This window comes from Pseudomonas sp. TH08, from assembly GCF_016651275.1.
Classification (GTDB): domain Bacteria; phylum Pseudomonadota; class Gammaproteobacteria; order Pseudomonadales; family Pseudomonadaceae; genus Aquipseudomonas.
The window spans coordinates 21,503-38,071 of sequence record NZ_JAEKEE010000006.1 but is presented as its reverse complement, the minus strand read 5'-3'; the positions used below and the strand labels follow the sequence as shown (position 1 = coordinate 38,071).

The window sequence follows — 16,569 nt, the reverse complement described above, 5'->3', positions numbered from 1 at the left end:
GATTTACGACTGCTTCGCAGCCGAGCGGGAGCAAACTCCCTCGCCACAGGTCATCGCTGAAGTCAGCGGTGTGTAGCAATCCAGATCAACAACCCCGCCTGAAACACCGCGAACGCCACCAGACAAGTAATCGTGAAACGTAATCCAGCGTCTTCACGCTTGAACTTGCTGACTTTGTCTTCCTGCTTCTTCAGCTTCACTTCCTGCTCGGCCAGATTCTGCTCGGCCTGCTGCAACATCTGCGCAGCTTCGAGAATCTCGACGATCTGCAGCTTTTCGCTGTTCCAGTCGCCGAGCAAATCCCCGACCTGCACAGCCTTGATGCTGCCCTTCAAATGCTGAGCATCGGCGTACGCCACGTCAAACCCGTGTACGCGCAGGAAATGATCGCGACGCAGGCGCGTGTCTTCGTTCAGCGCATCCTTGTTGTTCAAGTCCATGCCGTCGACGGTGTAGGCGGGCCAGCGTTTTTTCGCCCACGTGATGCCTTGCGCGGCCATGAAACGGCCGATGCCGCGATTCAGCGGTTCGATCTGCAAGCCGCTGTCCGGGCCGAAACTCACACGTTTGGTGGTGTGATCAACCCACACATCGAGGTGGTTCTGCTCTTTGCGAACGCGCTGGCTCGGCAGCTTGATCGCCATGCGCATCAGGCTGCGTTCTTTGCTATTGCGTTCGGCGTAACCGAATTCGACGAAGCGCAATGGCCGGCCACCGGTATTGCGATCAGTCTGCAGCGGGGCCAGGCGGAGCATCTTGTGGTGCTCGACGCTGACGTCCGCCCAAGGCAGCTCGGCCGCTGGCGACGCGTCTTTTTCAGCGGTGGTGTCGGGTGAAGTCTGGGTATCAGTCATAACGGCGAGATCCTGTCCAAGCCCTGCTTGCCGCCAGCCATTGCGCTGGCGACAAAGGCTTATCGGCCGTTTTTTACAGGACTGGAGGGCTAACAGCGCTTAACGGGTGCGAAGTCCGTCAATAAATTCGATGATTTTCGCGCCGAGTTCCGCTGCCAATGGCAAATTCGGATCTTTGTAGGATGCCAATTGCCGCTTCATGTCGTTATTCACGATGCGCATGACGTGGTTCATGCCGTCGATAACCACCAGTTCGGCGTCCGGTTTGGCGGCTTTGAGCAATTTCGCATCATCGACCCCGACCTGAATGTCGTTGCTGCCCTGAACGATCAGTGCCGGCATCGACAATTGCGCGAAGGCTTTTGCAGGATCCTGACGGAACAGCGAAATCAGATACGGCTGCACGCTCGGACGGAAAATCACCTGCAACGGCCCCGGCACGTCGTCATCGGTGTGACCGGCCTTGAGGCTGTCGAGCAATGCGTTGCTGCGCAACATCAAGGCCGGCGGCAGGCTGCGCGCCAGTTGCTCACGGATCACCTGATCGACCGGCCGGGCGCTGCCGGACAGGGATATCACCGCCGCCGCGTCCACTTTCGGCGCGGCGAGGCTGGCAATCAGTGCGCCTTCACTGTGACCGAGCAGGATCAGCTTGCCGAAGCGTGGATCGGCCTTGAGCTTCTGCCCCCACGCCACCGCGTCTGCCGCATAGGCTTCCACCGACAGATTGCGCTCATCCGGCGTCGCCGCCAGGCTCGCGGCCACTCCGCGTTTGTCGTAGCGCACGCTGGCAATGTTGTGTTTGGCCAGCACCCAGGCAAGCCGTTTGAGGCTGTCGTTGCGCCCGCCATCGGGGTTGTTTCCGTCACGGTCCGTAGGACCTGAGCCAGAAATGATCAGGACAACCGGCACAGGATTGTCAGATTTCGGCAGCAACAGCGAACCGAAAAGCTCACCGGTGCCGGTATCCAAAGTTACCGGCCGTTGTAGGACCGTCGCTTGGGCAAAGCCCGTAAACAGGGTAAGACTCAAGATCAAAACTCGCAGCATCATCACGCCATCATTTGCCAAGGTGCCGGTTGGACTCACCAACACCACTAAGGTTCGAGGATGAACTAGTCGGTTAGCCTGCGTATACTGGCGCGCATCACGAATTTGGGTTTGATTTCACGGAGCGTCCTGCATGTCCGGCAATACCTACGGCAAGTTGTTCACTGTCACCACCGCTGGCGAAAGCCATGGTCCGGCGTTGGTCGCCATTGTCGACGGCTGCCCGCCGGGCCTGGAGATCTCCCTCGAAGACCTGCAGCGCGACCTTGATCGCCGCAAACCCGGCACCAGCCGCCACACCACCCAGCGTCAGGAAGCCGACGAAGTCGAAATCCTCTCCGGCGTGTTCGAGGGGCGCACCACCGGATGCTCGATCGGCCTGCTGATCCGCAACACTGACCAGAAGTCCAAGGACTACTCGGCGATCAAGGATCTGTTCCGCCCGGCGCATGCCGACTACACCTACCACCATAAATACGGTGAGCGCGACTACCGTGGCGGCGGTCGCAGCTCGGCACGCGAAACCGCGATGCGCGTGGCGGCCGGGGCAATTGCGAAAAGGTACCTGGCCACCCAAGGCATCGTCATCCGTGGCTACATGAGCCAGCTCGGCCCGATTGAAATCCCGTTCAAGACCTGGGATTCGGTCGAGGAAAACGCATTCTTCAGTCCTGACCCGGACAAAGTCCCGGAACTGGAAGCCTACATGGACCAGTTGCGTCGTGATCAGGACTCGGTCGGCGCGAAAATTACTGTGGTCGCCGAAGGCGTCATGCCGGGTCTGGGCGAGCCGATTTTCGACCGTCTCGACGCCGAACTGGCCCATGCGCTGATGAGCATCAACGCAGTTAAAGGCGTGGAAATCGGCGCCGGTTTCGCCTCGGTTGCACAGCGTGGCACCGAGCATCGCGATGAAATGACCCCGGAAGGTTTCCTCAGCAACAACGCTGGCGGCATTCTTGGTGGGATTTCGTCCGGTCAGCCAATCGTTGCCCATCTGGCCCTGAAACCGACTTCCAGCATCACCACCCCGGGCCGTTCGATCGACATCCACGGTAACCCGGTCGACGTGATCACCAAGGGCCGTCACGACCCGTGCGTCGGCATCCGCGCCACGCCGATTGCCGAAGCGATGATGGCCATTGTGCTGATGGATCATCTGCTGCGTCACCGTGGGCAGAACGCCGATGTGCGCGTGAGCACCCCGGTGCTGGGTCAGCTTTGATGGGTGATCTCAAAGCCGTCGCGGCATAACCGGCGTGGCGGCGCTCCCTTACTGGCGGCTGTCCAGTTTCTACCTGTTCTATTTCGCCTTGCTCGGTTCAACAGCGCCGTTTCTGGCGCTGTACTTCGACCATCTCGGTTTCAGTGCCGCGCGCATTGGTGAACTGGTCGCCATTCCGATGTTGATGCGCTGCGTCGCGCCGAATATCTGGGGATGGCTCGGCGATTACACCGGTAAACGCCTGGCCATCGTGCGCTTCGGTGCGGTGTGTACGCTGCTGACCTTTTCGCTGATTTTTGTCAGCAAAACCTACGCCTGGCTGGCGATGGTCATGGCCTTGCACGCGTTCTTCTGGCACGCGGTGCTGCCGCAGTTTGAAGTCATCACGCTGGCGCATTTGCAGGGCCAGACCGCGCGCTACAGCCAGATTCGCCTGTGGGGCTCGATCGGTTTCATCATCACCGTAGTCGCGCTGGGCCGGCTGTTCGAATGGCTCAGCCTCGATATCTATCCGGCGGCGCTGGTGTTGATCATGGCCGGTATCGTCCTCAGCAGTTTATGGGTGCCGAATGCGCAACCGGCGCAGGGCAATCGACTGAACGGCGAGGGTTTCCTCAAGCAACTGCGCAACCCCGGCGTGCTGGCGTTTTACGGTTGCGTCGCGCTGATGCAAATGAGCCACGGCCCGTATTACACCTTTCTGACCCTGCACCTTGAACGACTCGGCTACACACGCGGCACCATCGGCATGCTCTGGGCCGTGGGTGTCGTCGCTGAAGTGCTGATGTTCATGGCGATGAGCCGGATTCTCGCGCGGTTTTCCCTGCGCCGGGTGCTGATGGCGAGTTTTCTGCTGGCGGCACTGCGCTGGTTGCTGCTAGGTTCTTTCGCCGAGTTTCTGTGGGTGCTGTTGTTCGCGCAGGTATTGCATGCGGCGACCTTCGGTAGCTTTCACGCCGCAGCCATCGCGTTCGTGCAACGTAGTTTCGGCGCGCGTCAACAAGGCCAGGGCCAGGCGCTGTATGCAGCATTGGCCGGCACCGGTGGTGCGATCGGGGCGCTGTATTCCGGCTACAGCTGGAATGCCCTCGGCGCGACATTGACCTTTAGTATTGCCAGTCTCGCGGCGCTCGCTGCTGCCGTTATCATTGCCACACGTATGCAAGAGGACAGGCCATGAGCCTTACGCGTGAACAACTCGCTCAGCAAATCGTCGACGCCGGGCGCTTTCTTTATGGTCGCGGCTGGTCGCCCGCCACCAGCAGCAATTACTCGACACGGCTGTCGCCGAGCGAAGCGCTGCTGACCGTTTCCGGCAAACACAAAGGGCAGTTGGGTCTGGACGATGTGCTGGCCACGGATCTTTCCGGCAACAGCCTGGAACCGGGCAAAAAGCCGTCCGCCGAAACCCTGCTGCACACCCAGCTCTACACCTGGCGCGCGGAGATCGGCGCCGTGCTGCACACGCATTCGGTGAATGCCACGGTGCTGTCACGCCTCACCCCGGAAGACTTTATCGAGTTCGAAGACTACGAACTGCAAAAGGCCTTCAGCGGTATTTCGACCCACGAATCCCGTGTGCGTGTGCCGATTTTCGACAACGATCAGGACATTGCGCGCCTCGCCGCCAAGGTGCAGCCTTGGCTCGACGCCCATCCCGATTGCGTCGGTTACTTGATTCGCGGCCACGGCCTATACACCTGGGGCGCACAGATGAACGACGCGCTGCGCCAGATCGAGGCCTTTGAATTTTTGTTTGAATGCGAGTTGAAAACCCGCAGCGTCATGAACCGCCAAGGCTGACTTCACCAGAAGTAGCCCATTTGCCTGATGAAATGCTGTGCCCGACCGGTCTGCAAGAACCGGACGGCAAGGCCGATACCGAGGAATTGCCCCAATGAGCAGCCTGTCCGTCTATCACGTCTCCAGCCCCGAGATTCCCAACAAGGTGCTGACCCACTTCGAAGACATCGCCTCGACCCTGGCCGAACAAGGCGTGCGTTTCGACCGCTGGCAAGCCGCCGCGAAGATCCAGCCCGGCGCCTCCCAGGAAGAAGTGATCAGCGCCTATAAAGAGCAGATCGACAAGTTGATGACCGAGCGCGGCTACATCACTGTCGACGTGATCAGCCTCAACAGCGATCACCCGCAAAAAGCCGAATTGCGCGCCAAGTTCCTTGAGGAACACCGCCATGGCGAAGACGAAGTACGCTTTTTCGTCGCCGGCCGTGGGCTGTTTACCCTGCACATCGACGATTACGTCTACGCGGTCTTGTGCGAGAAGAACGACCTGATCTCGGTGCCGGCCGGCACCAAACACTGGTTCGACATGGGCGAACATCCGCATTTTGTGGCAATTCGTCTGTTCAATAACCCTGAAGGCTGGGTCGCCAATTTCACCGGCGAAGACATCGCCGGCCGCTTCCCGCGTCTGGAGGATTGAGGCGATGTCGATCAAAGTCATCCTCACCGACATCGAAGGCACCACCAGCGCGGTGAGTTTCGTATTCGACGTGCTGTTTCCATACGCAGCCAGACATCTGCCGGATTTCGTGCGCAATAACGCCGAGCGCGCTGACGTTGCTGAGCAACTCGCCGCCGTGCGCCGCGACAGCAACGAGCCGCAGGCTGATGCTGAACGGGTTGTTGAGATTCTGTTGAGCTGGATTGCCGAAGACCGCAAAGCCACGCCGCTTAAAGCGCTGCAAGGCATGGTCTGGGAGCAGGGTTATCAGGCCGGGCAACTGAAGGGCCACGTTTACCCGGATGCTGTTGAAGCGCTGCAGCACTGGCATGCTGCGGGTTATCAACTGTTTGTGTATTCGTCGGGCTCGATCCAGGCGCAGAAGCTGATTTTCGGCTGCTCGGAGGCCGGGGATTTGACGCCGCTGTTCAGCGGGTATTTCGATACCACGTCGGGGCCCAAGCGTGAGCCGCAGTCCTACACCAATATCCAGAAAGCCATTGGCGTTGAACCGCAGGAGATCCTATTCCTCTCGGACATCGTTGAAGAGTTGGACGCTGCGCAATCTGCCGGCCTGCAAACCTGCGGCCTGGCGCGCGAAGGCGGGGAGCTGGGAAGCCACGTCACCGTCGAAACGTTCACCGCCATCGAACCCGAAGCCTTCTGATTTCCCGGTGCAGGGGTAAATACCACCTCACTGCCAATACAAAATCCTGTAGGAGCTGTCGAGTGGAACGAGGCTGCGATCTTTTGATCTTGATCGTTGAAATCTAAATCAAAAGATCGCAGCGTGCCGCAGCTCCTACAGGGAGTTCGCGCATAAAAAAACAGGCCGTGAAGCGAGAGCTTCACGGCCTGTTTTGTTTAAAGCGATTTAAAAATTACAGCGAGTGATACGTCGGCAGGGCAAAACGCTGCTGGCTTTGCAGCATGGCAATTTGCGGCAGCTCGCTGGCTTGTTCAGCCAGGTCACGACGAATGGCACTGATCGCCCACGACAGTTGATCACCAGCATGCAGTTGCTGATAAGTCAGCGCGCGTTTGAACACTTTGCCGTCACTGCTGCGCAAGGTCAGCAGAATCCCGCCATCGGGACGTGGCGCGGTGGTGACTTCGAAGTTGGAGAACAGGGAGGTAAATTTTTCTTGGATCAGGCTCATGTCTTTCAGCTCCGTATGCACTTGAATGGCAAGCATGCAGAGGAGGTTGCAGTGATTGTGCCAGCATTTAATTTTTTAAAAATCGTTATAAATCAATAGCTTGTAGATTCTTCAATTTTTGATGGTCGTGCAATCTGCATGAATGGCCATCGTGCATCCTGCATTTTGCGGGATCATTATCGATTCAACGGAACCAATCGATGAGCCGATGATCTTCGTCGGTCCCGCCAGATCAGCGGATACAAAACATTGCAAAAACTGCGTGTACAGGCCGAGAAGTGCTGACGTATTTTCGGTCTCGACCCTCGCTCGATGCGTCGGTCATCCCAAGCCTTTGCCCGACAATAAAAACACTGGCCAATACAAAAGGTCGAACGGGGAGCTTCCATGAGTAACGCGCCAAGCGACACGATCACCTGGGGCATGATGCTCCGCAAACTGCCGATGATTGCCAAAGCCATCCCACGGGTGGTCAAAGGCATGAAGGTGGCCAACGTCACGGATCCGACGCAAAGTTGTGGCCTTGGCTGGACATTCGAACAAGCGACCCTGCGCAATCCCGAAGGCCCGGCGTTATTGCAGCACGATGTTGTGCTGACCTATTCACAGGTCAACCAGTGGGCCAACCGTATTGCCCACTATCTGAACGGGCAGGGCATCGGCAAGGGTGATGTGGTCGCGGTGTTCATCGAGAACCGCGCGGAATTGCTGGTGACCATTCTGGCGCTGGCCAAGGTCGGCGCGGTCAGTGCATTGCTCAACACTTCGCAGACCCGCGATACGTTGATCCACAGCGTGAATCTGGTGGCACCGGTGGCCATTGTCGTCGGAGAGGAACTCGTGCCGGCATTTGCGGCGGTGCGCGAGCAAGTGTCGATTGACCCGCACCGCACCTGGTTCGTGGCGGATCAGGACACCTACAGCCATCCGGGCATTGCGCCCGAAGGCTACGTCAACCTGATCAGCGCCAGTGCCGATGCCTGCAGCGATAACCCGCCGAGCAGTCAGCAGGTGTTTTTCGACGACCCCTGTTTCTACATCTACACCTCGGGCACCACGGGCCTGCCCAAAGCCGGAGTGTTCAAGCATGGACGCTGGATGCGCAGCTCTGCCAGTTTCGGCATGATCGCGCTGAACATGCGTCCCGACGACGTCGTCTATTGCACCTTGCCGCTGTACCACGCGACGGGTCTGTGTGTGTGCTGGGGCTCGGCGATCAACGGCGCGTCCGGTTTTGCGATCCGCCGCAAATTCAGCGCCAGTCAGTTCTGGAGCGACGTACGCCGCTATCGAGCGACCACCATTGGCTACGTCGGCGAACTGTGCCGTTATCTGGTCGATCAACCGGCCAGCGCCGACGACAGCCGACACGACGTGCGCAAGATGATTGGCAACGGCTTGCGCCCCGGTGCCTGGGCTGAGTTCAAGACGCGCTTCGCGGTTGATCACATCTGTGAACTGTATGCGGCGAGCGACGGCAATATCGGCTTCACCAATATTCTCAACTTCGACAACACCATCGGCTTTTCGCTGATGGCCTGGGAGTTGGTGGCTTACGACCATGACAGTGGTGAGCCAATCCGCGGTGACGACGGCTTTATGCGTAAAGTCGGCAAGGGCGAACAGGGTTTGTTGCTGGCGCGGATCGACGAGAAAGCGCCGCTGGACGGCTACACCGATCCACAGAAGACCGCCAAGGTTGTGTTACGCGATGTGTTCGCTCAAGGCGACCGCTTTTTCAACACCGGTGATCTGCTGCGCAATATCGGTTTTGGCCACGCACAGTTTGTTGATCGCCTCGGTGACACCTACCGCTGGAAGGGCGAGAACGTCTCGACCACGGAAGTGGAAAACCTGCTGCTGCAACATCCGCATATCTCCGAGGCGGTGGCGTATGGCGTGGAAATCCGCAACACCAACGGGCGTGCCGGCATGGCCGCAATTACTCCCTCCGAATCCCTGGCGACCCTGGATTTCGCCGAGTTGCTGAGTTTTGCGCGACAGCGCATGCCAGCCTACGCGGTACCGTTATTCCTGCGGGTAAAGGTCAAGATGGAAACCACCGGCACCTTCAAATATCAGAAAACCCGCCTTAAAAACGAAGGCTTCGACCCCGCTCAGACAGGTAATGACCCCATCTTCGCCTGGCTGCCGGGCAGCCAGACTTACGTGCAGGTCACCGATCAAGTGTTGGCTGAAATTCATCAGGGCAGGTATCGCTATTGAAATTGGCTATGGATCGACTTGAGAAAAAGTGGGTGACAGTTATCGTCTTGCTCGGGAAACTGTCGGCTTTCCGATTGACCGAAAGTGGAGTTGCCCCATGTCCGAACAAAGCCGCCAGATGACCCCTGAGGAAGCTGCCGAATTCACCGAGCAGGTTTTCAACAAGGCACGCGACGGTGATGCCGAGATGCTTGATCGTCTGGTCAGCGCCGGTCTGCCGGTCAACCTGAAGAACAGCAAGGGCGACACGTTGCTGATGTTGGCCAGCTATTACGGCCATGTGGACGCGGTGCAAGTGCTGCTTAAACACAAAGCCGATCCGGAAATGCGCAATGGCAACGGCCAGAGCCCGATTGCCGGTGCCGCGTTCAAAGGTGATCTGGCGGTGGTCAAGGCCCTGGTCGAGGCGGGCGCCGAGATCGAAGGTTCGTCGTTCGACGGCCGCACTGCATTGATGATGGCGGCGATGTTCAACCGCGTGGAAATCGTTGATTACCTGATCAGCAAAGGTGCCAATGCGCAGGCCAAGGACGCCAATGGCGTCACGGCGCTGGACGCGGCCCGCACCATGGGTGCCGTCGACACCACTGCCCAACTGGAAAAACTCCTCGCCTGAAAACTGGCGCGATCCCTGTGGCGAGGGAGCTTGCTCGCGCTTCAGTGCGCAGCGCTGGCAAGCTTTTTCAGGGCCGCTACGCACCCCAGCGGGAGCAAGCTACCTCGCCACAGGTGTCGGGTGTGCTGAAGAATGCGTTATTCTTCGCGCCCTCCAAATTCAGCTGCCACAGGATCCGCCCACATGAAAGCCGCACTCGTCGAACTCATCAGCAAAATCAGCTCCGGCTGCATGGGCGAGGACGAGATCCTGAGCGTGGCCGACGACGCCGCAAAGGCCTACGCCGACGCGGAAGCTTTTCTGACAGCCAATCCGGACATCAACTACGACGACACCTTCCCGATTCCTCTGGGTGAGTGGGTCGTGGTCGGCAGCCTGCCGGACACCGTGCTGTTCCAGGCGGACACCTATGTCGACCTGTTCGCACAGATCGTCGCTTCGTTTGGCCCAGGCGTGGATTTCAATCTCAAGCCCAAGCAACTGGCGAAAACCGAAGCACTGACCGCGCTTAATCGCATCCAGGTGCAGATGAGTAGCATGAACAAGGAAAACGGCGGTTACACGCTGATGAACTTCAGTCAGTTGCTCGACGACGAGTTGCAAGTGGTGCTGGTCTACGGCAACGACGTGCCACGGGTACTGGAACTGTGTGCGCAAGTCGGCATCGCCGCCGCGCCTTCGCTTGAAGCGCTGAAGATCGCCGTTCACGTCTGAGTGCAATAAAAGGGAACCCTGCGCGCGACCGTCTATCCTAAAAGTGCATGCCACTATTCTGGAGTGACACCATGGGTTCCACGTTCAACGGTCTGATTGGCCTGATCATCCTTGCCCTCGACATCTGGGCCATCATCAACGTACTGAAAAGCGGCGCAACCACCGGGATGAAAATCGTCTGGGTGCTGCTGATCATCCTCCTGCCGGTGCTGGGCCTGATCATCTGGGCGATCGCCGGGCCACGCGGTAACGTCCGAATCTGACGCCGCTCTTTGTAGGAGCAGGGCTTGCCTGCGAAGGCGTTGTGTCAGTTGCCAATGATGTCGACTGCCACAACGCCTTCGCGGGCAAGCCTTGCTCCTACAGGGGAATGGGGTTTGCCGATGAAGTGAGGTTCGACCTGTCATCTTCGGCAACGTAGAATGCGCGCCTTTCCCGGGCAATCGTCCCCACGATTGGCGCCCGCGCATTCATCGGAGCATTTCACCATGACCGTCACCAAAACCAGCGAGTACCTGGAAACCCTCTACGAAGGCTACGGCCAGCGTTTTCGCATGGAAAAACTGCTGCACGAAGTGCGCACCGAACACCAGCATCTGGTGATCTTTCAAAACCCGCGCATGGGCCGGGTGATGGCGCTGGATGGCGTGATCCAGACCACCGAAGCCGACGAATTCATCTACCACGAAATGCTCACCCATGTGCCGATCCTCGCCCACGGGGCCGCCAAGCGCGTGCTGATCATCGGTGGTGGCGACGGCGGCATGCTGCGTGAAGTCGCCAAGCACGGCAGTGTCGAGCACATCACCATGGTCGAGATCGATGGCACCGTCGTCGATATGTGCAAAGAGTTTCTGCCGAACCACTCCAAGGGCGCCTACGACGATCCGCGCCTGAACCTGGTGATCGACGACGGCATGCGTTTCGTCGCCACTACCACCGAAAAATTCGACGTGATCATCTCCGACTCGACCGATCCGATCGGCCCGGGCGAAGTGCTGTTCTCGGAGAACTTCTACCAGGCGTGCCACCGTTGCCTGAACGAAGGCGGCATTCTCGTGACCCAGAACGGCACGCCGTTCATGCAGATCGACGAAGTCAAAACCACCGCCGGTCGTCTGCGCAGCCTGTTCCCGGACTGGCACTTCTACCAGGCAGCCGTGCCGACCTACATCGGCGGCTCGATGACCTTCGCCTGGGGCTCGACCAACCCGGCTTACCGCAAACTGAGCCGTGAAGTGCTGCAACAGCGCTTCATTGGCAGCGGCATTGTCACGCGCTACTACAACCCGGAAATCCACATCGGCGCATTTGCTTTGCCACAGTACGTGCTGCAAGCGATCAACAAGCCAAGCAACGACTGATCCCACCGCGAGCTCCCCATTGAGGGAGCTATTGTGGCGAGGGGATTTATCCCCGTTAGGATGCGCAGCGTCCCCAAAATCAGCATCCACGGTCTTCCTGATACACCGCGGTTGCTGATTTTCACGACTGCTGCGCAGCCGAACGGGGATAAATCCCCTCGCCACAAAAGCACGCTCCCCACTTTGCTGCCTGTACCCAAGATGTCGTTTTTTTCATGTTCGTGCGCTGTAATCCTTTTGAACCAACTTTCGGCGTACCAGTCGATTTAGGTGTAAGCCCATTTGCGGGTTTGATCGAGGAGGCACCGATGCAAAAGTGGAAAGTCACTTTCGTGGACGATCATGGTGAAATTGTCGATGAGGTGTTCGAGCGCGCGGAATGCCCCAGTGACGATGAGGCCGCTCGATTGATCAAGGCACGGCTCCTGCCCGTTGCCGCCGAACTGGACCTGAACGATCTGGAAGGGCGCACTGCCGATGCTGGCGTGAAAAGCCTGAAAACCCAGAACAGCATTGAAATCCGCAGCATCACTCCCATCTGACATTCTTCCTGTCACCTTTAACACCAGGCCTTGGCAGCAGCTCTAACTTGGGGCTACTCTGCAAGCGAGATCAGCGAACGGATCGCTAAGGTCTGGTCTTGTCAGCTACATGCTTGTTCCCGCGTGCAACCACGTTGCCGTAGTACTTTGGCCAAAGGCCCGGGGCGGGATTCGGAAAGTCTATCCATCTATGCGAGGGGGACGATTCATGAGCACAGCCTATCAAGAAGACATCAGCAGCAATGTTCTGCGCCGCATGAAAGAAGGCGGTTTCGATTTTTCCCGATTCCATCCCATCGAGTTCTACGCCATTTTCCCGGACGAGGAGCGGGCGCGCAGGGCGGCAGGCAAGTTTCGCGGTGAATCCATCAATGCACAGGTCAGCGCGCGGGATGACGGCGCGTGGTCGCTGGAATTGAGCAAAGTGATGTACGCGACCTATGACGATATTGGCGATTTCGAGCAGGGCTTCTCCGCCGTGGTCGAACCGCTGGGTGGCATCATCGAGGGCTGGGGCGTCAAGCAGGAGGTGCGTAATCGCCACCGTTTGAACTGATTTCAGGTTATTTGATTACCAACGGCTAACCTCTGGGTTGGCCGTTGCCATTTTTAAAGATCAGAAGATCGCAGCCTTCGGCAGCTCCTACACAGATTATGTAGGAGTTGCCGGAGGCTGCGATCTTTTGCTTTTACTTTCAAAATATTTCAAACGGGCAAAAAAAAAGCCACCGGAGAGGGTGGCTAAAGGGAAGACCGATAAGGAGAGGAAACCGGTCAGGGTTACGGCGGGGCGGGCTGCGGGGGCAGTCCAGGTCAGTTGAGCTGGCGACTTCGCGGCGCTGTGCGCAGGGAAGTTTTGCAGCGAATGCGCGGATTATCCGCAAGCAGCGCCGGGCAGTGAAATCAACTCTGACTATGCTGGTGATAGGCGATGCAGTGCGTCGCAATGAAGCGGGGGCATTCAGGTTGGGGCATTTGCCGCACAGGAATGGTGCGGTGCCTGTGGCGTGAATATCCAACCGATTGAAATCAAAGCGTTTATGCCGATGGCACGGGCCTTGCGAAGGCCTGTAGGTCCGGGTGACAAGGAGTACGGCATGATCCGCACCTATTTTGATGAGATGTACGATGCCGGCGGCCAGGTTCGCCCGCATTATCGGGAGTTCGCCCGATGGCTGGCCGACACGCCAGACGAGCTTTTGGCCCAACGGCGACGTGAAGCCGATCTGCTGTTCCATCGTGCCGGGATTACCTTCACGCTCTACGGGGACGAGCAGGGCACAGAGCGCCTGATTCCTTTCGACACCATTCCGCGCAGCATCCCTGCCAGCGAATGGCGGATCGTCGAGCGCGGCTGCATCCAGCGGGTCAAGGCGTTGAACATGTTCCTCGCCGACCTTTATCACGACCAGCGCATCATCAAGGCCGGGATCATTCCTGCCGAACAGGTGCTGGCCAACGAGCAATATCAGTTGGCGATGCAGGGGCTCGACCTGCACCGTGATATCTATTCGCACATCTCTGGCGTCGATCTGGTGCGTGATGGCGACGGCACTTATTACGTGCTCGAAGACAACCTGCGCACGCCGAGCGGCGTCAGCTACATGCTCGAAGACCGCAAGATGATGATGCGCCTGTTCCCGGAGCTGTTCGCCGCGCAACGCATCGCACCGATCGACCACTATCCGAACCTGTTGCTCGACACCCTGAAAAGCTCCAGCCCGATTGATGACCCCAGTGTGGTGGTGCTAACGCCTGGGCGCTTCAACAGTGCGTTCTTCGAGCATGCGTTTCTAGCTCGGGAAATGGGCGTGGAGCTGGTCGAGGGCGCCGATCTGTTTGTGCGCGACGACAAAGTCTTCATGCGTACCACTGACGGTCCGAAAGCGGTGGACGTGATCTACCGTCGGCTCGACGACGCGTTCCTCGATCCGCTGGCATTCAATCCGGATTCAATGCTCGGCGTGCCGGGGCTGCTGTCTTCTTATCGTTCGGGCAATGTAGTGCTGGCCAATGCCATCGGCACCGGAGTAGCAGATGACAAATCGGTGTATCCATTTGTCACCGACATGATCCGTTTCTACCTCGACGAAGAGCCGATCCTTAAGAACGTGCCGACCTGGCAATGCCGTAACCCGTCTGAACTTTCCCATGTGCTGGCCAATCTTCCAGATCTGGTGGTCAAGGAAACCCAAGGCTCCGGGGGTTACGGGATGTTGGTGGGGCCGGCGTCGACGAAGGCGGAAATCGACGCCTTCCGCGAACGGATCAAGGCCAAACCCCACGCCTACATCGCGCAGCCGACATTGTCGCTGTCGACCTGTCCGACCTTTGTCGAAAACGGCATCGCGCCGCGTCATATCGACTTGCGCCCGTTTGTCTTGTCCGGTCGCGAAACCCGCGTGGTGCCCGGCGGTTTGACCCGCGTCGCGCTGCGCGAAGGCTCTCTGGTGGTGAATTCCTCCCAGGGCGGCGGAACCAAGGACACCTGGGTGGTCGAGGATTGAAGGAAGCTTGCCATGTTAAGTAGAACTGCCTCGGATCTGTATTGGATGTCGCGTTACCTGGAGCGGGCGGAAAACCTCGCCCGGATGCTCGACGTCAGTTATTCGCTGTCGCTGATGCCGCAGGACGGTCGCGGCGACGGTCTGCACGAATTGGCCATGCCGTTGCTGATCACCGGCACCCTCGATGATTACCTGGAGCGTCACGGCGCGCTGCACGCCGAACGGTTGCTGCACTTTTTCGCCCTTGATGCGGCCAACCCGGCGAGCATCTACAGCTGCCTCGGCGCGGCGCGGGCCAGTGCTCATGCCGTACGCGGACGCATCACCGCAGACATGTGGGAGAACATCAACGCAACGTGGCTGGAGATTCGCGGGATCGCTGAGCAGGGCCTCAGTCGCTACGGCATGAGCCGTTTCTGCGAGTGGATCAAGGAGCGTTCGCACCTGTTTCGTGGCGCGTCTTACGGCACGATCATGCGTAACGATGCGTTTCGTTTTATTCGTCTCGGCACCTTTATCGAGCGCGCGGACAACACGCTGCGGCTGCTCGATGCTCGTTACGAGATGGCCGGCGATCAAGCCGAGGCGGTCAGCGACGGCACGGCTCACGCCTACTATCAATGGAGTGCATTACTGCGCGCGCTGTCGTCGTTCGAGGCCTACACCGAAATCTACCGCGACGCCCCCGGCGCCCGGCATGTCGCCGAGCTGTTGCTGTTGCGTGCCGATGTCCCGCGTTCGTTAAGGGCGTGCACCGAAGAGATAGACCAGATACTTGCGCAATTGCCCGGCGCCAATGGCCGACCGGCGCAACGCCTGGCAGCCGAGATGGACGCGCGCCTGCGTTACACCGGCATCAACGAAATTCTCGAGGAAGGCCTGCATGCCTGGCTGACCGAGTTCATCCCGCTGGTGCGCCAGTTGGGTAACGCTATTCACAGTTCCTACCTGGAGGCTGCATGAGACTTTCCATAAGCCACGAGACCACCTATCACTACGAAGATAAGGTGCGGGCGAGCATCCAGTACCTGCGACTGACACCCCACGACAGCGAACGCCAGCACGTATTGAGCTGGCAACTCGACCTGCCACGCCCGGTGCGTGCGCAACTCGATCCGTTCGGCAACATCCTGCATGTGCTGACCATGGACGAGCCGCACGAAGCGATCATCATTGGCGCCCGTGGTCAGGTCGATATCGACGAACTGCGTGAAGCCGAGCATGAAAGCCAGTCAGCGCTGCCGTTTCTGCGTTTTACCCGGTTGACCGAGGCAGATGAAGCCTTGCGTGCGTTTGCGGCAAAATCCTGCAAACAACGGCGTGATCGCACGGCGCTGATCGATTTGATGCACGGTTTGAATCAGCACATGACGTATACGCCGGGCTCGACCGAAGTCGATACCAGCGCTGCCGAGGCGTTCGCCGGGCGCGCGGGTGTCTGCCAGGATCACACCCATGCGTTTCTGGCCTGCGCGCGCAGCCTCGGCATTCCGTCACGCTATGTGTCGGGCTATCTGTACAGCGAAGATTGCGAACATCTGGCCAGCCATGCCTGGGCAGAAGCGTGGCTGGATGACGCCTGGTACAGCTTCGACGTGACCAATGAACTGGCCCGACCGGAACGACATTTGAAACTGGCGGTGGGTCTGGATTACCTGGATGCCTGCCCGGTACGCGGCATGCGCCGGGGCGGTGGCTGTGAACAGATGCACGCAAAAGTGTTCGTCTCGCCGACCCCTGCGCCGATCATCTCCGTGCAGCAGCAATAACGGGCTCACACGTAGCCCCTGTAGGAGTGAGCCTGCTCGCGATAGCGGTATGTCAGATACAACAATACTGACTGTTCC

General features: G+C 58.8%; 18 protein-coding genes. 15 read left to right on the top strand and 3 right to left on the bottom strand.

All coding sequences use genetic code 11. The annotated features are described in order from the left end of the window. Positions 1 to 62: 62 nt before the first annotated feature. Complete coding sequence (locus JFT91_RS26495; RefSeq protein WP_201234348.1) at positions 63 to 854, bottom strand: hypothetical protein; 792 nt, start codon at positions 852 to 854, stop codon at positions 63 to 65. A 99-nt stretch (positions 855 to 953) separates the two neighbouring features. Continuing rightward, the gene (locus JFT91_RS26490; RefSeq protein ID WP_201234347.1) at positions 954 to 1,907 is read right to left on the bottom strand and encodes an alpha/beta hydrolase; all 954 of its coding nucleotides are present in this window, start codon (positions 1,905 to 1,907) and stop codon (positions 954 to 956) included. Between the two features lie 130 nt (positions 1,908 to 2,037). Here JFT91_RS26490 and aroC point away from each other — a divergent pair, with 130 nt between their 5' ends. The 5 genes from aroC (at position 2,038) to mtnC (ending at position 6,260) form a co-directional block, all read left to right on the top strand. Then, a complete protein-coding gene (gene aroC / locus JFT91_RS26485; protein ID WP_201234346.1) occupies positions 2,038 to 3,129 on the top strand; it encodes a chorismate synthase in 1,092 nt (363 codons plus the stop codon). A 34-nt stretch (positions 3,130 to 3,163) separates the two neighbouring features. After that, positions 3,164 to 4,309, top strand: a complete 1,146-nt coding sequence (locus JFT91_RS26480; RefSeq protein ID WP_201227313.1) for an MFS transporter — start codon at positions 3,164 to 3,166, stop codon at positions 4,307 to 4,309. Further along, positions 4,306 to 4,932: a methylthioribulose 1-phosphate dehydratase gene (locus JFT91_RS26475; protein WP_201227312.1), complete on the top strand. Its 627-nt coding sequence runs from the start codon at positions 4,306 to 4,308 to the stop codon at positions 4,930 to 4,932. The genes JFT91_RS26480 and JFT91_RS26475 overlap by 4 nt, the downstream gene beginning before the upstream one ends. 94 nt (positions 4,933 to 5,026) lie before the next feature. Then, on the top strand, positions 5,027 to 5,572 hold the full coding sequence (locus JFT91_RS26470) for a 1,2-dihydroxy-3-keto-5-methylthiopentene dioxygenase (RefSeq protein ID WP_038861971.1): 546 nt from the start codon (positions 5,027 to 5,029) through the stop codon (positions 5,570 to 5,572). 4 nt (positions 5,573 to 5,576) lie between these two features. Next, positions 5,577 to 6,260, top strand: coding sequence for an acireductone synthase (mtnC, locus tag JFT91_RS26465; protein ID WP_201234345.1), 684 nt, complete (start codon positions 5,577 to 5,579; stop codon positions 6,258 to 6,260). 214 nt (positions 6,261 to 6,474) lie between these two features. Here the strand turns inward: mtnC and JFT91_RS26460 are convergent, their stop codons facing one another. Then, entirely contained in the window at positions 6,475 to 6,753 is a 279-nt protein-coding gene (locus JFT91_RS26460) for a DUF3509 domain-containing protein (RefSeq protein ID WP_129391315.1), read from the bottom strand. A gap of 387 nt (positions 6,754 to 7,140) precedes the next feature. On the opposite strand from JFT91_RS26460, the gene JFT91_RS26455 reads away from it, so the two are divergent. The 10 genes from JFT91_RS26455 (at position 7,141) to JFT91_RS26410 (ending at position 16,491) form a co-directional block, all read left to right on the top strand. After that, positions 7,141 to 8,979, top strand: coding sequence for a long-chain-acyl-CoA synthetase (locus JFT91_RS26455; protein ID WP_201234344.1), 1,839 nt, complete (start codon positions 7,141 to 7,143; stop codon positions 8,977 to 8,979). Positions 8,980 to 9,076: 97 nt separating this feature from the next. Beyond that, on the top strand, positions 9,077 to 9,595 hold the full coding sequence (locus JFT91_RS26450; RefSeq protein ID WP_201227307.1) for an ankyrin repeat domain-containing protein: 519 nt from the start codon (positions 9,077 to 9,079) through the stop codon (positions 9,593 to 9,595). A gap of 183 nt (positions 9,596 to 9,778) precedes the next feature. Then, positions 9,779 to 10,309: a hypothetical protein gene (locus JFT91_RS26445; RefSeq protein WP_201234343.1), complete on the top strand. Its 531-nt coding sequence runs from the start codon at positions 9,779 to 9,781 to the stop codon at positions 10,307 to 10,309. 71 nt (positions 10,310 to 10,380) lie between these two features. Then, entirely contained in the window at positions 10,381 to 10,572 is a 192-nt protein-coding gene (locus JFT91_RS26440) for a PLDc N-terminal domain-containing protein (RefSeq protein ID WP_007914053.1), read from the top strand. Positions 10,573 to 10,797: 225 nt separating this feature from the next. Further along, positions 10,798 to 11,673, top strand: a complete 876-nt coding sequence (gene speE / locus JFT91_RS26435) for a polyamine aminopropyltransferase (protein ID WP_201234342.1) — start codon at positions 10,798 to 10,800, stop codon at positions 11,671 to 11,673. Between the two features lie 308 nt (positions 11,674 to 11,981). Further along, positions 11,982 to 12,215 carry a hypothetical protein gene (locus tag JFT91_RS26430; RefSeq protein ID WP_007914057.1) on the top strand — a complete coding sequence of 78 codons (234 nt, stop codon included), beginning with the start codon at positions 11,982 to 11,984 and terminating at the stop codon, positions 12,213 to 12,215. A gap of 208 nt (positions 12,216 to 12,423) precedes the next feature. After that, positions 12,424 to 12,771: a ribonuclease E inhibitor RraB gene (locus tag JFT91_RS26425; RefSeq protein ID WP_007960698.1), complete on the top strand. Its 348-nt coding sequence runs from the start codon at positions 12,424 to 12,426 to the stop codon at positions 12,769 to 12,771. Positions 12,772 to 13,312: 541 nt separating this feature from the next. Further along, positions 13,313 to 14,722, top strand: a complete 1,410-nt coding sequence (locus tag JFT91_RS26420; protein WP_201234341.1) for a circularly permuted type 2 ATP-grasp protein — start codon at positions 13,313 to 13,315, stop codon at positions 14,720 to 14,722. Positions 14,723 to 14,734: 12 nt separating this feature from the next. Beyond that, the gene (locus JFT91_RS26415; RefSeq protein WP_201227304.1) at positions 14,735 to 15,685 is read left to right on the top strand and encodes an alpha-E domain-containing protein; all 951 of its coding nucleotides are present in this window, start codon (positions 14,735 to 14,737) and stop codon (positions 15,683 to 15,685) included. Next, on the top strand, positions 15,682 to 16,491 hold the full coding sequence (locus JFT91_RS26410; protein ID WP_201227303.1) for a transglutaminase family protein: 810 nt from the start codon (positions 15,682 to 15,684) through the stop codon (positions 16,489 to 16,491). The genes JFT91_RS26415 and JFT91_RS26410 overlap by 4 nt, the downstream gene beginning before the upstream one ends. Positions 16,492 to 16,569: the final 78 nt, after the last annotated feature.

Bases quoted from the DNA above. Each gene is read 5' to 3' on its own strand.
- JFT91_RS26495 (WP_201234348.1), bottom strand. From the start codon at position 854: ATGACTGATACCCAGACTTCACCCGACACCACCGCTGAAAAAGACGCG.
- JFT91_RS26490 (WP_201234347.1), bottom strand. From the start codon at position 1,907: ATGATGCTGCGAGTTTTGATCTTGAGTCTTACCCTGTTTACGGGCTTT.
- aroC (WP_201234346.1), top strand. From the start codon at position 2,038: ATGTCCGGCAATACCTACGGCAAGTTGTTCACTGTCACCACCGCTGGC.
- JFT91_RS26475 (WP_201227312.1), top strand. From the start codon at position 4,306: ATGAGCCTTACGCGTGAACAACTCGCTCAGCAAATCGTCGACGCCGGG.
- JFT91_RS26470 (WP_038861971.1), top strand. From the start codon at position 5,027: ATGAGCAGCCTGTCCGTCTATCACGTCTCCAGCCCCGAGATTCCCAAC.
- mtnC (WP_201234345.1), top strand. From the start codon at position 5,577: ATGTCGATCAAAGTCATCCTCACCGACATCGAAGGCACCACCAGCGCG.
- JFT91_RS26460 (WP_129391315.1), bottom strand. From the start codon at position 6,753: ATGAGCCTGATCCAAGAAAAATTTACCTCCCTGTTCTCCAACTTCGAA.
- JFT91_RS26455 (WP_201234344.1), top strand. From the start codon at position 7,141: ATGAGTAACGCGCCAAGCGACACGATCACCTGGGGCATGATGCTCCGC.
- JFT91_RS26450 (WP_201227307.1), top strand. From the start codon at position 9,077: ATGTCCGAACAAAGCCGCCAGATGACCCCTGAGGAAGCTGCCGAATTC.
- JFT91_RS26445 (WP_201234343.1), top strand. From the start codon at position 9,779: ATGAAAGCCGCACTCGTCGAACTCATCAGCAAAATCAGCTCCGGCTGC.
- JFT91_RS26440 (WP_007914053.1), top strand. From the start codon at position 10,381: ATGGGTTCCACGTTCAACGGTCTGATTGGCCTGATCATCCTTGCCCTC.
- speE (WP_201234342.1), top strand. From the start codon at position 10,798: ATGACCGTCACCAAAACCAGCGAGTACCTGGAAACCCTCTACGAAGGC.
- JFT91_RS26430 (WP_007914057.1), top strand. From the start codon at position 11,982: ATGCAAAAGTGGAAAGTCACTTTCGTGGACGATCATGGTGAAATTGTC.
- JFT91_RS26425 (WP_007960698.1), top strand. From the start codon at position 12,424: ATGAGCACAGCCTATCAAGAAGACATCAGCAGCAATGTTCTGCGCCGC.
- JFT91_RS26420 (WP_201234341.1), top strand. From the start codon at position 13,313: ATGATCCGCACCTATTTTGATGAGATGTACGATGCCGGCGGCCAGGTT.
- JFT91_RS26415 (WP_201227304.1), top strand. From the start codon at position 14,735: ATGTTAAGTAGAACTGCCTCGGATCTGTATTGGATGTCGCGTTACCTG.
- JFT91_RS26410 (WP_201227303.1), top strand. From the start codon at position 15,682: ATGAGACTTTCCATAAGCCACGAGACCACCTATCACTACGAAGATAAG.